Consider the following 13079-nt stretch of genomic DNA (forward strand, 5'->3'; position numbering starts at 1 on the left):
TCTATGTCATCCATTACCCCCAAAACTGATTGGCGCGATAGCATCGACCGACGGCTGACGAGAACACAGGAGTTCATCGACGACACCGACCCGGCGGCGCTGGCCGTGGTCGCCGTCGCGATGGGGTCGCTTTTGGCCGCCTTCGTCGGATTCCTCCTCGCGTCGCCGTGGACCGCCGTCCCGCTCGGGGCGTTCCTCGTCGCCAGCGGCTACGGCTGGGTGCGCCACCAGGCGCTCGTCGCGCGCGCCGTCACGTTCGCCATGACGACGGTGACGCTCGTGACGCTCGGCCTCATCGTCGTGTTCATCTTCGCCGAATCCATCCCGGCGTTTCAGTACGAGTCGGCGCGGGTGTTCGGCGTCTCGGTCCCGGGGCTCGGCATGTTCACGCAGGCCCGGTGGGACGCCGTCTCGGACCCCGTCCGCTACTCCCTGCTGCCGATGATCCACGGAACGGTGATGGTGACGGGCATCGCGACGCTCGTGGCGGCTCCGCTCGGCGTCTCCGCGGCGCTTTTCATCGCCGAGATCGCCCCGCCGCGGGTCCGCGAGCTCGTCAAGCCCGGCATCGAGGTGCTGGCGGGCATCCCCTCCATCGTCTACGGGTTCATCGGATTTACCGTCATCAACCCGTGGGCGGGCGGCGCGTTCGCCCTCAACGGCGGGTCGACGTACCTGTTCGTGGGCATCGTGGTCGGGCTGATGGCGTTGCCCACCGTCGTTTCGGTCGCTGAAGACGCCCTGACGAGCGTTCCGGACGTGATGAAAGACGGGTCGCTCGCGCTCGGGGCGACCGACTGGCAGTCGATGACCGCGATCACGCTTCCCGCGGCCTTTTCAGGCGTCTCGGCGGCGGTCCTCCTCGGCGTGGGACGGGCCATCGGCGAGACCATGGCCGCGACGGTGATGCTGGCCGGCGTCCCGCGGATCAGCGAGCCGCTTATAAACGTCTTCTACGGCTACGAGACGCTCACCTCGCTCATCGCGCGCGGCTACGGGAGCGCGAACGGGGTACACGAGAGCGCGCTGTTCGCTGCCGGCGTCGTCCTGTTCGTGACCGTGTTGTGTCTAAGTCTCGCGTCGCAGTACATCGAGGCGCGCATGCGGCGCCGCCTCGGAGGTGCGGAATGAGCCGTTCCACCCAGACCGCGCTCGTCCGCGACGACCGCACGGTCTACGAGGCCGTCGCGGGGCTGACCGTGGGGCTCTCTGGCGTCGCGTTCACGCTCGCGCTGGCGGCGCTGTTCGACGTCGTCGGCATCGGCGATCCCATCGCCGGCGTCTCCCTGTCGGTGGTGTTCGGCGGGCTGCTGCTCGCGCTCGGCGGGGCCGTCGTCGGCTTCGGGGTCGCGTCGCGGTTCGGCTACGTCGACACGGCTCCCCAGTCCAGCGCGGGCGTCGTCGCCGCGGGGGCGTTCACGGCCATCTGGTTCGCCATCGGCGCGGTCGTCTCCGGCGCCTTCGGGCTCGGGACGGTCGCCCGGCTCGGGGCCGGCACGGCGGTCGGCGGCGTCGCGTTCGCCGCGACGGCGTTCCCGCGCGAGGACATCGGCTCGACGGTCCCCGCCGGCCTCGTCGGCGGCCTCGCCGGGGCGCTGCTCGTCTCCGGCGCGGTCGGCCCGTCGTGGACCCAGCCGCTCTCCGGGTACAACGCGACGCTGTTCGGCGACGTCGTCGTCCCCGCGGTGGTGCTCTTCGCCTCGCTGGTCGTCGGCTGGAGCGCGGCGAAGGCGTACGGCGGGTTCGGCGCCCGCGGCCGCAACGTCGGCGCGTACGTCCTCATCTACCTCATCGTCGGCTCCATCCTGACGGTGCTCGTCGGGCTCGTCGCCTTCGTCGCCGCGAAGGGGATCCCCGGCCTGTTCAACGGGGTCTCCCTCGGAGGGTCGACGCTCGTCAGCTGGCCGTTCCTGACCAACGGCGCCGGGCTGTTGGCCGACATCGCGGGGGTGTTCCCCGCGCTCGTCGGGACGATCTGGCTGGTCATCGGGGCGGTCCTCTTCGCCGTCCCAACCGGCGTCGGCGCGGCCGTGTTCCTCAGCGAATACGCCGAGCAGGGCCGGTTCACGAGCGTCGTCGAGGTGGCGACGAACGGGCTCTGGAGCACCCCGAGCATCGTGTTCGGCCTGTTCGGCGCCGCGTTCCTGATCCCCCGCTTCGGCAACCAGAAGTCGCTGATAGCCGGGATGCTGACGCTCGGCTTCATGCTGCTGCCGCTGGTCCTGATCACCAGTCGGGAGGCCATCCTCGCGGTGCCCGACGAGTACCGCGACGCCAGCGCGGCGCTCGGAGTCTCGAAGTGGCAGACGATCCGGAGCGTCGTCCTCCCCGCGGCGATTCCGGGAGTCACCACCGGCGTCATCCTCGGCGTCGGCCGCATCGCGGGCGAGACGGCCCCCATCCTCCTCACCATGGGCGGGGGCGTCCTTCCGGCGAAGTCGGCGGCCCCGAACGTGCTGAGCGGCTTCCAGCTGAGCACGTCGCCGCCGTTCGTCAGCAACCCCGCGCTGTTGGAAGCGACGAGCGCGCTGCCGTACCAGCTGTACGCGCTCATCACGGCGGGGCTGAGCGGGAACATCGAGAACCCACAGGAGTACGCGTGGGGGCTGGCCCTGACGCTGCTCCTCGTCGTGTTGGTCTTCTACGCGGGCGGTATCGCGACGCGCTACTACTTCAGACAGAAACTCCACCAATGAGCCAGACGGACACCACAGAGACGACCGCGAACCGCACCGACGACCAAGGGATCTCCACGACCGCCGGCGAGACCGTCGAGACGACGCGCCCGGAGTGGACGAACTACGAGGCCGGCGGCGAGACGAAACTCGCCGTCGACGACCTCGACGTTCACTACGGCGACGACCACGCCCTGAAGAGCGTCTCGATGGACATCCCCGAAGAGAGCGTGACGGCGTTCATCGGGCCGTCCGGCTGCGGGAAGTCGACGTTCCTCCGGTGTCTCAACCGGATGAACGACCGTATCCGCGCCGCTCGCGTCGACGGGAGCGTCGAGCTCGACGGCGAGGAAATCTATCAGGACGGCGTCGACCTCGTCGAGCTCCGCAAGCGGGTCGGGATGGTGTTTCAGAGCCCGAACCCGTTCCCCAAGTCGATCCGCGAGAACGTCTCGTACGGCCCGCGGAAGCACGGCGACATCGAGACGGGGCTCCTCGCGCGGCTCACCGGCCGCGCGGAGCCCGAGCGCGAGGAGGACCTCGTCGAGCGGTCGCTCGAACGGGCCGCGCTCTGGGAGGAGGTGAGCGACCGGCTGGACGACAACGCGCTCGGCCTGTCCGGCGGGCAACAGCAGCGCCTGTGTATCGCTCGGTGTCTCGCCGTCGACCCGGAGGTCATCCTCATGGACGAGCCGGCCTCCGCGCTCGACCCGATCGCCACCTCGAAGATCGAGGACCTGATCGAAGACCTCGCGGAGGACTACACGGTCGTCGTCGTCACCCACAGCATGCAGCAGGCGGCCCGCGTGTCCGACCAGACCGCCGTCTTCCTGACGGGCGGCGAACTCGTCGAGTACGACGACACCGACAAAATCTTCGAGAACCCCGAGAGCCAGCGCGTCGAGGACTACATCAGCGGGAAGTTCGGGTGACCGCCCATGCCTCGTGAGGACTATCGCGACTCGCTCGACGAGCTTGAGCGCGACGTCGAGGCGATGGCCGACGACGTGGGAGACCAGCTCCGGCACGCGCTCGACGCGCTCGAACGCGGCGACCACGACCTGGCTCGCGAGGTGATAGACGGCGACGACCGCATCAACCAGCAGTACCTCGACCTCGAAAGCGACTGTATCGACCTGATCGCGCTCCAACAGCCCGTCGCCTCGGACCTCCGGTTCGTGGCTGCCTCGTTTAAAATCCTCACCGACCTCGAACGGATCGGCGACCTCGCGACGAACCTCGCCCGGTACGCCCTCGCCGGCAGCCCACAGATCGCTCCCGAGGTCCAGGTCGAAACGATAGGCGAGTTCGCGTCCGCCCAACTCGGAGACGCCGTCGACGCGTACACGCGCGCCGACCCCGCGGCGTGTCGGGATATCGCCGATCGAGACGACGAACTCGACGCCGCGTGTCAGCACGCGAGCGAGACCGTCGTCCGCGAACTCATCGCCAGCGAGACCGATCGCTGGGACGTCGAACAGCTGCTCGACGACGTGTCGCGGCTGCTGCTCACGATCCGCGACCTGGAACGCGTCGGCGACCACGCCGTCAACATCGCCGCGCGGACGCTGTACATGAGCGACGGCGACCCGGACCTCATCTACTGACCATGGAGACCAGAAAGCTGCAGGAGGTCGGCGGCGGCACGTTCACGGTCTCGATTCCGAAGGAGTGGGCGACGGAACACAGCTTCGAGGTGGGGATGCAGCTACAGCTGTACACCCACCGCGACGGGTCGATACTCATCCGGTCGTCGGAGGCGGACGTCTCCCGGCTCGACGACGCGACCGTCACCGTCGACGAGGGGGGTCCGGACGCGGTGGGACGGCTCGTCCGGCTCACCCACGAGCTCGGCTTCGAGACGATCACGCTGCGCCGGGACGAGCCCTTCTCGGACGCGGAGCGAAACGCCGCCAGAGCCGCGGCCAGAGACCTCGTCGGCACCAACGTCACCGCCGAGGCCGACCGAGCGATCACGGTCAGACAGCTGTTGGACACGTCGTCGGTCTCGATCTGTCAGTCTATCGTCCAGCTGCAGTACGTCGTCGTCTCGCTGCTCTGTGACGCGGTCGAGGCGTTCTTCGACGCCGCAGACGCCGGCACGCGCATCCGCGAACGCGCCGCGGAGGCACACCGGTCGGTCGCGATGGTCACGCGACACTTCTGTCGGTCGCTGGTCTCGCACGCCGAGCTGGACGCGCTGGACGTCTCTCGGGCCGAGCTGTTCGCCTACTACGCGACCGCGAACCGGCTCGGTACCGTCGCGGACCACGCGGTCCGGATCGCGACCGCCGGCGCGCGCCTCTCCGAGCCGCCCGCGGCGGAGACGGGGACCGAACTGCGGGCCGTCTCGGACGACGCGGCTGAGGGCGTCGACGACGCCGTGACCGCGGTGCTCTCGGAGGACGCGGGGCAGGCGCGGCAAGCGAGACGCCGGTGTGACGACGCGCTCGACGCGCTCGACGCGCTCGAAGACCGACTGTACGACGGCTCGCTCACCGGGTCGGTGCCGGCGGCCGCGGCGCTGTCGGAGACGCTCTCGAACCTGCGGCGAGTGGCCGACTGCGGGCAGTCCGTGGCCGACATCGCCACGCGGGCGGCCATCCGAGACGCGAACGTCGACCTGTGAGCGTCGCCGCGGCGCTCGCGGCGTCGCGCTACTTATCTCCAGAAATCCGCGTTCCGCCTGAGTTTACCGTCCGTCCGCGGGACGGTGCTCCGCGACGACGGCCTCGACCTCGCCCCACTCGACCGGCGGCTCCATCGCGCTGAGCCGCTCGTCTAGCGACGCCAGTCGGTCGTCGAACGCCGCGGTCCACTCGGGGTCGGCACAGGCCGCGAGCCGGTCCCCGACGGCCTCGTGGGTCGACTCCACCGCGTCGAGCCGCGCGTCGACGTCGTCCGGCGGGCTCTCGGTTCCGTCCTCCCGCGCGGCCCACGTCCGAAGGGCGGCCAGCTCCGCACGGAGGTCGGTTATCATCAGGCCGGCGACGCGGTGTTGCGTCGTCGCCGCGACCCACGTCGACGCCGGGTCGCGGTCCGGCCCGGTTCCGTCGTCGTCGAGCGCGTCGGCGGTGTCGTCGAGTTCGTCCACCGATTCCGCGAGGGCGTCGATGTCGCCGCGGAGCTCCTCGGTGCGCTGGTCGGCGTCGGTGAGCCACCCCTCAAACGAGTCGAGTTCGAACTGCAGGTCGTCGGCGGCGCGCTGCACGTCGCTCGCCGCGTTCGTGACCCGCCTAATCTGCCGGGCGATCTCGTACAGGTCGCCGTCGGCCTTGCTATCGAGTATCTCCTGAATCGCGTCGCCGAGGGCCGCGGACCGGTCCTCGACCGCGTCGAGGCGCGCCTCGTAGTCGTCGAGCCGCGCCGACACGAGGGGCAGATCGGCCACCGGCGCGGCCGTCTCGCGCACGTCGCTCAACTGCCCTCCCGCCAGCTCCGTTCGGGTCTCGGCGGTCGTCGCGACCATCGACGCGTTCGCGACCGCGTCGTCGACGGCCGACCGCCGGACGACGCCGTCCTCCGCGACGATCGCGAGGGTCTCCCGCAGCTCGCCAGCGTCGCCAGCGCCCTCGGCGACGGCGTCGACCGCCCGGTCGATGGAGAGGCCGTCGAGGTCGGTTCGAGCCTCGGTCGGCTGCTCGTCGGTCATCGGTCCGCGCCCCCGGCTCGTCGGCGTGTTCCCGTCGCCTTCGGCTCGCTCGCGTGTCGCGGGGTCGCCGCCGGCCCGCGGGCGACGGGAGCCGCGCTCGGCCGGGAACGCCCCCGACCGGCTTCGCTCGACCGCCGGTCGCCTCCGATTGCGCCCGTCATTCCGTCGCTGCGAGCGCCGACAGTTGCTCGTCGAACAGCGCGCCCACGCGCTCCTCGATCTCGTCGCGGATCTCGCGCACCTCCGCGAGCGGGCGGCCGTGCGGGTCGTCGAGGTCCCAGTCGCGGTTCTCGCCGTTCCACGTCGCGGGGCAGACGTCCGACGCCGAACACCCCATCGTGATCACGAGGTCGACCGACTGCAGCTCCTCGGGGGTCACCTCGCGCGGCTCCCGGTCGCCGAGGTCGATGTCCACCTCGCGCATCGCCTCGACGACGACGCCGTGAACGTGGTCGGCCGGTCGCGTTCCGCCGCTGACGATCTCGATCTGGTCTCCGGCGTCGCGTCGGTCGCGTTCCCGCTCGGCGAACGCCGCCGCCATCTGGCTTCGGCCCGCGTTCTGGACGCACACGAGGGCGATCCGACGCTCCGGTCGACCGTTGTGGTGGCTCACGACACGCTATGCGAGAGGTGCGACCATAATCGTTACTTCAGAACGCAATTGACCGCTATAGAGCAGTACGGAGTCGACTATAGGTTGGCTCAGAAAAGACGGGGGACGATCCGTCCGCCGAGAGGGTGCATCTCCCCTCGTGTTGAACGCGCGTCTCCACCGGCCGCCGACCGACTCGACCGCGCTCCGGGGTCGGCTACGGCGCTCCGGGATCTGCTACCGCGCTCGCAGGCGATCGACGACGCTCACTCGTCCAGTTCCGCGAACACGGCGTCGACCAACTCGCCGGTGTCGGCGATGATCGCGTCCATCTCCTCGTCGTCGGTCGGGAGGCCGAGCAGCCGTGCGATCTTCATGATCGAGACGTGGTAGACGACCTGCTCGTTCGGCGCCTCCTGGCGGATGACCATGTTACACGGGAACAGGGCGCCGATCCGACCGTCGGTCGCGTCGAGCGCGCGGTCGGCGACCGCCGGGTTGCAGGCGCCGAGGACGTAGTACGGATCGCGGTCGGCGTTGACCTTCTCGTTGAGCATGTCCGACGGGGAGAACTCGACGGGTATCCCGAAGCCGGCGTCGAGACACACCTCGCGGACGCGTTCGATGGCCGACTCGTGGTCGGTTTCGAGCGTCGTCTGCGTCTCGCCGTACTCCGAAGGGTCGAGCTCCTGTGGATCGAACGGAATCGACATAGCGTAAATCTGCGTCCGCGGGACAAAAAACTCGCGCCGGCGGAGAACCGGCGCGACGGGGTCGCCGCGCCGACGGGATTCGTCCGCTACTCGGTCGCGACCGGGCCGCGCCCGACGCGCTCTTCGACCTCGGTCACGAACTCGCTGCGGCTCTCGAACAAGGGAACCTCTGAGTCGGCCAGCACGTCGTCCAGATTCTGCGGCCCGTCGGGCGTCCGGATCGTCGCGTCGCCCTCCTGTGCGAGCAGGTGGCTACACGTCGCGGGCCACGTGAGCCGGGACGCGACGCGAGCGATCGGCTCGCCCGCCACGTCCGGCCCCTCGCCCAGTTCGACGGCCGGTTCCTCGGCTTCGGCCTCGTCGGTGTCGCTCATACCCCGCGCTTTCGCTCCGGCGACAGTAATGGTTTCGATGCGGTCCACGGACCGCTCGCCCGCGCTCTCGGCCCGCCCGCCTCGCAGCCGGCCGCGCCAGCCCCTACCGCCAGCCGCGATCGGTGTCGTTGAGTCGCTCGCAGCCGTCGTCCGTGACGACGACGAGGTCCTCGATCCGGCAGCCGAACTCTCCGTCGAGGTAGACGCCCGGCTCCACCGAGAACACCATTCCGGGCTCCAGCGTCCGGTCGCTGTCGGCCACGATGTACGGCTCCTCGTGCACGTCGAGCCCCACGCCGTGACCGGTCCGGTGGACGAACGCGTCGCCGTAGCCGGCCGACTCGATGACCGCGCGCGCCGCCCGGTCGATCGACCCGGCGGTGACGCCCGGCTCGACCGCCTCGACGGCGGCGGCCTGCGCCTCGCGGACGGCCTCGTGGACGCGCCGGTACGCCGCCGGCGGCTCGCCGTCGAACACCAGCGTCCGCGTCTGGTCCGAGGGGTAGCCGTCGACCCGCGTGCCGAAATCGAGGACGACGGGCTCGCCCGCCCGAACCTCGCGATCGCCACACCCGTGGTGGGGCTTCGCGCCGTTCGGGCCGGCGGCGACGATGGTGTCGAACGACGTTCCCGACCCCCCGTGGGCGGCCAGCCGGTCGGCCACCCAGTCCGCGAGTTCGCGTTCCGTCATCCCGACGGCGTCGGCGCCGAGTTCGCGGAGGTCCTCGACCGTTCGGTCCGCCGCCGCCGCGGCCGCGCGCATCGCGTCCAGTTCGGCCGCGTCTTTCCTGACGCGGAGGGCGCCGAGGGCCTCGCTCGCGAGCCCCCACGAAGCCTCGGGTGCGGCGGTCCGGAGGTCCTGCGTGAACGTGGCCCACATCGTGTCGTCGACGAGGAGTCGGCCCTCCCGGAGCCCGCAGTCGCCGAGCAGCGCCCGGACGGCGGCGGTCGGATCGTCGCCGTCGTCCCAGGTCCGGACCGACTCGACGCTGGTATCCGCTCGGACCTGCGTCTCGTAGAGCGACGGGACGAGGAAGGTCGGGTCGGTGACGGTCGCGTCGCCCTCGCGGTCGGCCGCCGGCACGACGAGGAACAGGTGCCGCTCGGCGGGCGCCTCGTCGAAGCCGGTGAGGTACTGGAGGTTTCGACCGGGGAAACAGACGAGTCCGTCGGCGCCGGTCGCTCCGAGTCGCGCCGCCGCGCTCGCTCGGCGGTCCGCGTGGACGTCTTGGTCCGCGTGGCTGTCTTCCATCACGGTCGGCTCGGACCGCCGTCCGTTTATATATGCGGCGTCGGATCGGCGGCGGTAGGGATCGCATAACTACATGCAATGGGTTCACATACTGTCCATGGACATCAACCAAGAGTCGATGTTCGACTGTGCCGAATGTAACGAGACCGTCCCCTCGTCGTCGGTTCCGTACGACCCGCTCGGCTACGCGATCTGCCCGGCCTGTTCGTACACGACGGCGCCGGCGACCGAGTGGAACTGGGCCGGCGACTGAGACGCGCCTCCCGGCCGCGAACCGCGCCGTTTTAGCCGCGCCGCGCGCCCTCTCCGGTATGCCCTGGTCTCTGGGACGCGACGACGACGTAATCTCCGAGTGGGAGCGCTCCGACGGCTACGCGACGGTTCGGCTCCGCGAGCGCGGCGACGGCGGGTTCGTCGCCCGCCTCGACGTGATGGAACAGGCCGTCGACGAGTCTGTTTATAAGCGCGAGCGGTTCGACACCCGCGAGGCCGCGCTCGAACGCGCGAAGGCGTGGCGCGACGCGCGCGACATCGACTGACCGGGACGCGACCGCCGGCTCGTCCGGTCAGGAGAGCGACACCGAGTCGTCGAGGAACGCCTGACACTCGACCGCCCGCCCGTCGGGGTCCGCGGCGAAGAACTGGTAGATGTCGTACCGATCGTTTCGGTGCGGCGTCTCGACGGCGCTCGCTCCCGGCGCGGCCGCGAGGCGGTCGTGGGCCGCGTCGACCGCCTCGCGGTCCGGATAGACGAACGTGAGCGTCCCGCAGTCGTCGGTGCGGTCGCGCTCACAGAAGCCGAACAGCATGTTGTCGAACCCCAAAATCGTGCAGTCGGGCTGTTCGAGCCGCACCGTCGCACCCATCGTGTCGCGGTAGAAATCGACGAGTTCGTCGTGTCGCTCGGTCGCGTAGAAGGCGATGCCGGCCATGACCCGCCCTTGGGAGACGACGCACTTCACGGCACCGGGCGGGGCGCTCGCGTCGACTCGACTGCGGCACACCGAGGAGCGTGGCTTTTTGTCCTCCCTGCGGTATGAGCCGTCATGACCGACCGAACCCGCCGCGACTGGCTGCGCGTCCTCGGCGCCGCGGGCGCCGCCGGGCTCGCCGGCTGTGCCGGCTCCGATCCGCCGAAGCCGCCGGCAGACGGGGCGCCCACGGTGCCCGCCGATGCCGACGAGGTGTCGACGCAGTTCCGCCAGGGCCTCCGGAACACCGGGTACGTCGACGCGACGATACCCGACGCCGTCGAGACCGCGTGGGAACTCCCGGCGAACCGCGGCGAGCACTCGGCGACGAAGGGGAGCCCGGTGGCGGCGCCGAACGGCCAGATCCTGCTCGCCGACGACACCGGCCGCGTGCAGTCGATCGCGCCCGGCGGCTCGGTGACGTGGGCGACCTCGATAAGCGACGCCACGCGCGGCAGCCACGGGACCCCCGCGATCGCGGACGGGCGGCTGTACGTCGGCACCTACGACGGCGTGGTCTCCTCGCTGGCGCTCGCGGACGGCGAGATCCTCTGGCAGACCGAGGTCGGCGACGCCGCGGCCGCCAGCCCGACCTACCTCGCGGGGGAGCTCTACGTCGCGGTCGAACACTCGCCGCCCGACGGGAGCCTCGTCATGATGGACGCGGCGAGCGGTGAGATCGAGTGGCGCGACCGCCGCCCCACCGACCACCCGCACTCGACCGTCGCGATCGACCGGAGCCACGGCCGCCTCATCTTCGGGTCGAACGACGGCCACTGCTACGCGTGGTCGTTCCCGTCGTTGGAACGCGAGTGGGCCTACGACACCGGCGGCGATATCAAACTCCCGCTGGCCATCAGCGACGGGGTCGCCGTGGTCCCCTCGTGGGCGGGAACCGTCACGGGACTCGACGTCGAGGACGGCTCGGTGCTGTGGGAGTTCGAGACCGACGGCGGGGAGACCGCGAAGGGGAGCCCCGACCCGATCGCGACGGGCGGCGTCATGTGCGCGCCGGCGGTCGCCGACGGCGAGGTGTACGTCGGCAGCCACGACACCAACGTCTACGCGATCGACCTCGAAACCGGCGAGAAGGTGTGGGCGACCCCCACGGACGGCTGGGTCACCGGGAACGCCGTCGCCACGAACGACCACGTGCTCGTCGGCTCGTACGACACGAAGCTGTACGCGCTCGACCGCGACGACGGCTCCGTCACCTGGTCCGTGGCCAATCGCGGCGAAGTCACCAGCGCGCCGCTCGTGACCGACGACGGGATCTACTACGCCGAGCGCGCCCCCGAGGCCACCGACGAGGCGGGGCTGTGCTACAAACTCGTCGCGAGCGACTGACGACCGCTCTCCGGGTCGCCCCCTCGGGCGGGCGGGACCTCACCGCTCCGGGTGGGTCGGCCCGTCGAAGCCGCCGCGAACGAGGGGCTTCGCGACGTGGCGCCGGGCGCTCGGCGGCACCTCGTACCAGCCGGGCGCAAGGTCGCGGTCGACGCCGACCGCGACCTTCCCCGGCGCGTCGGTGCCGCAGTCGCGACAGCGGTACCCCTGTCCCCGACCGGCCGAGGACATCGACCGCTCGCAGTCGGGACAGGTCGGGACGACGCGTTCCGTCTCGCGGAGGTCGCGTACGGCGAACTTCTCTACTTTCAACGTCGCCGTCTCGCCGCTACCTGCCTCGTCGCCTCCGGCGTCGCCCGTGGCCGGGCGGACCTCGTGTTCGCCACAGAGCGTCACCCGGTCGCCGGGGCGGAGCGCCCGAACGCGGTCGCGGAACCGGCCGGTCGGTTTAAAAGCCACACACCGGAGCCGCGACGCCGGGTCGTCGTCGGGCGCCCCGTCCGGCGCCGCCACGTCGACGTGGACGTGTCCCCCGCGTTTCGTCTCCGGGTCGCTCGCGACGACCCCCTCGACGCGGTACCCGGCGCCGTCGCGGAGGTCGCCGATGACACCAGCCGCGAGGTGGGCGTCGGTCCCCTGGTTCGTCAGGAAGGTCGCGGCGCGCTCGACCGGTTCGCTCTCGATGGCCGCGGCGACCTCGCGACACGCCGCGGCGTCGTCGCCGCGGATACCGTGGAGGATCGGTCCGGGGGCGTTCGGGACACAGACCGTCTCGCCCGTGTCGCGGTCGACGGTGTCCCAGACGACCGGGTACCCCCGGTCGGCGGCGGCGAAGACGCTCTCGGCGTCGACGTCGCGCGGCGTCCCGCAGCGGTCCAGCTCGCGATACGAGATGCGCTCGACGGTCCAGTCGCCGAACGCGCCCGCGGCGCCGACCGCTGCGAGCGCGCCGATCCGGCCGCGGCCGGCGACCGCCGTTTCGGGGGTCTCCCCGCCGGTCCCGAACGCCGCGTGTCGGTACCCGTGTCCGTCGGCGATGTCGAGCGCGTCGTCGAGCGAGAGCCGATGCCGGAGCGCGCGCCGGGCGAACGCGGCCACGTCGTCCGGAACCGTCACCCCCTCCGGGAGGAGAGTATCTGGCACGCACTCGCCGTCCGGGTCGCGCGGGTCGGCGGTCGTCGCGGCCGCGCCCAGGTCGGCGACGACGACGCCGGGCGACGTTCGAGGGTCGTCGACCGCCGCGAACTCGCGGACCGTCTCGGCGGCGCGCTCGAACGCCGCGTCGGGGTCGACGCCCGAGACGTGGAGCGCGACCGCGGCGTTGCCGCGCGTCTTGTGTTTCACCGCCGGGTTGAGCCGGACGAGGAGGCGGCGACGGACGCGTCCCCCGGTCGCAGCGAGCCGCTCGGCCAGCCGCGCGCCGACGTAGGTCGTACACATCCCCTGCTCGCGGGAGTCGGTGTCGTCGACGGCGACGATGAGCATACGCGCCATTTCAGACAC

Annotated in this window: 15 protein-coding genes; 8 read left to right on the plus strand and 7 right to left on the minus strand. The window is 71.0% G+C overall.

All coding sequences use genetic code 11. The features are described 5' to 3' along the window. Positions 1-3: 3 nt before the first annotated feature. Genes pstC through DOS48_RS15215 form a run of 5 tightly spaced genes read left to right on the plus strand, consistent with a single transcriptional unit; the run spans position 4 to position 5304 of the window. Positions 4-1131, plus strand: coding sequence for a phosphate ABC transporter permease subunit PstC (gene pstC / locus DOS48_RS15195; RefSeq protein ID WP_127116563.1), 1128 nt, complete (start codon positions 4-6; stop codon positions 1129-1131). Continuing rightward, positions 1128-2696 carry a phosphate ABC transporter permease PstA gene (gene pstA, locus DOS48_RS15200; protein WP_127116564.1) on the plus strand — a complete coding sequence of 523 codons (1569 nt, stop codon included), beginning with the start codon at positions 1128-1130 and terminating at the stop codon, positions 2694-2696. Before pstC ends, pstA begins: the two co-directional genes overlap by 4 nt. Beyond that, complete coding sequence (gene pstB, locus DOS48_RS15205; protein ID WP_127116565.1) at positions 2693-3607, plus strand: phosphate ABC transporter ATP-binding protein PstB; 915 nt, start codon at positions 2693-2695, stop codon at positions 3605-3607. Before pstA ends, pstB begins: the two co-directional genes overlap by 4 nt. 6 nt (positions 3608-3613) lie before the next feature. Further along, on the plus strand, positions 3614-4282 hold the full coding sequence (gene phoU, locus DOS48_RS15210) for a phosphate signaling complex protein PhoU (protein WP_127116566.1): 669 nt from the start codon (positions 3614-3616) through the stop codon (positions 4280-4282). Positions 4283-4284: 2 nt separating this feature from the next. Continuing rightward, on the plus strand, positions 4285-5304 hold the full coding sequence (locus tag DOS48_RS15215) for an AbrB/MazE/SpoVT family DNA-binding domain-containing protein (protein WP_127116567.1): 1020 nt from the start codon (positions 4285-4287) through the stop codon (positions 5302-5304). Positions 5305-5367: 63 nt separating this feature from the next. Here the strand turns inward: DOS48_RS15215 and DOS48_RS15220 are convergent, their stop codons facing one another. The 5 genes from DOS48_RS15220 to DOS48_RS15240 form a co-directional block, all read right to left on the minus strand. Beyond that, on the minus strand, positions 5368-6327 hold the full coding sequence (locus DOS48_RS15220) for a halo transducer protein (RefSeq protein ID WP_127116568.1): 960 nt from the start codon (positions 6325-6327) through the stop codon (positions 5368-5370). Between the two features lie 157 nt (positions 6328-6484). Continuing rightward, positions 6485-6907: a low molecular weight phosphatase family protein gene (locus tag DOS48_RS15225; protein WP_394353603.1), complete on the minus strand. Its 423-nt coding sequence runs from the start codon at positions 6905-6907 to the stop codon at positions 6485-6487. 278 nt (positions 6908-7185) lie between these two features. Further along, positions 7186-7632, minus strand: coding sequence for a DUF302 domain-containing protein (locus tag DOS48_RS15230; RefSeq protein WP_127116570.1), 447 nt, complete (start codon positions 7630-7632; stop codon positions 7186-7188). 86 nt (positions 7633-7718) lie between these two features. Further along, positions 7719-8006 carry a DUF5789 family protein gene (locus tag DOS48_RS15235; RefSeq protein ID WP_127116571.1) on the minus strand — a complete coding sequence of 96 codons (288 nt, stop codon included), beginning with the start codon at positions 8004-8006 and terminating at the stop codon, positions 7719-7721. Positions 8007-8109: 103 nt separating this feature from the next. After that, positions 8110-9258, minus strand: coding sequence for a Xaa-Pro peptidase family protein (locus tag DOS48_RS15240; protein ID WP_127116572.1), 1149 nt, complete (start codon positions 9256-9258; stop codon positions 8110-8112). Between the two features lie 97 nt (positions 9259-9355). Here DOS48_RS15240 and DOS48_RS15245 point away from each other — a divergent pair, with 97 nt between their 5' ends. Further along, positions 9356-9511: a hypothetical protein gene (locus tag DOS48_RS15245; protein ID WP_168654237.1), complete on the plus strand. Its 156-nt coding sequence runs from the start codon at positions 9356-9358 to the stop codon at positions 9509-9511. Positions 9512-9569: 58 nt separating this feature from the next. After that, a complete protein-coding gene (locus DOS48_RS15250) occupies positions 9570-9797 on the plus strand; it encodes a hypothetical protein (protein WP_127116573.1) in 228 nt (75 codons plus the stop codon). 27 nt (positions 9798-9824) lie between these two features. Here DOS48_RS15250 and DOS48_RS15255 read toward each other — a convergent pair whose 3' ends face one another. After that, positions 9825-10190 carry a VOC family protein gene (locus tag DOS48_RS15255; protein WP_127116574.1) on the minus strand — a complete coding sequence of 122 codons (366 nt, stop codon included), beginning with the start codon at positions 10188-10190 and terminating at the stop codon, positions 9825-9827. Between the two features lie 114 nt (positions 10191-10304). Here DOS48_RS15255 and DOS48_RS15260 point away from each other — a divergent pair, with 114 nt between their 5' ends. Then, positions 10305-11576, plus strand: a complete 1272-nt coding sequence (locus tag DOS48_RS15260; protein ID WP_127116575.1) for a PQQ-binding-like beta-propeller repeat protein — start codon at positions 10305-10307, stop codon at positions 11574-11576. A 39-nt stretch (positions 11577-11615) separates the two neighbouring features. Here the strand turns inward: DOS48_RS15260 and DOS48_RS15265 are convergent, their stop codons facing one another. Further along, positions 11616-13061 carry a tRNA(Ile)(2)-agmatinylcytidine synthase gene (locus tag DOS48_RS15265; RefSeq protein WP_127116576.1) on the minus strand — a complete coding sequence of 482 codons (1446 nt, stop codon included), beginning with the start codon at positions 13059-13061 and terminating at the stop codon, positions 11616-11618. Positions 13062-13079: the final 18 nt, after the last annotated feature.

The sequence above is a fragment of the Halorubrum sp. PV6 genome (assembly GCF_003990725.2).
Classification (GTDB): Archaea; Halobacteriota; Halobacteria; order Halobacteriales; family Haloferacaceae; genus Halorubrum.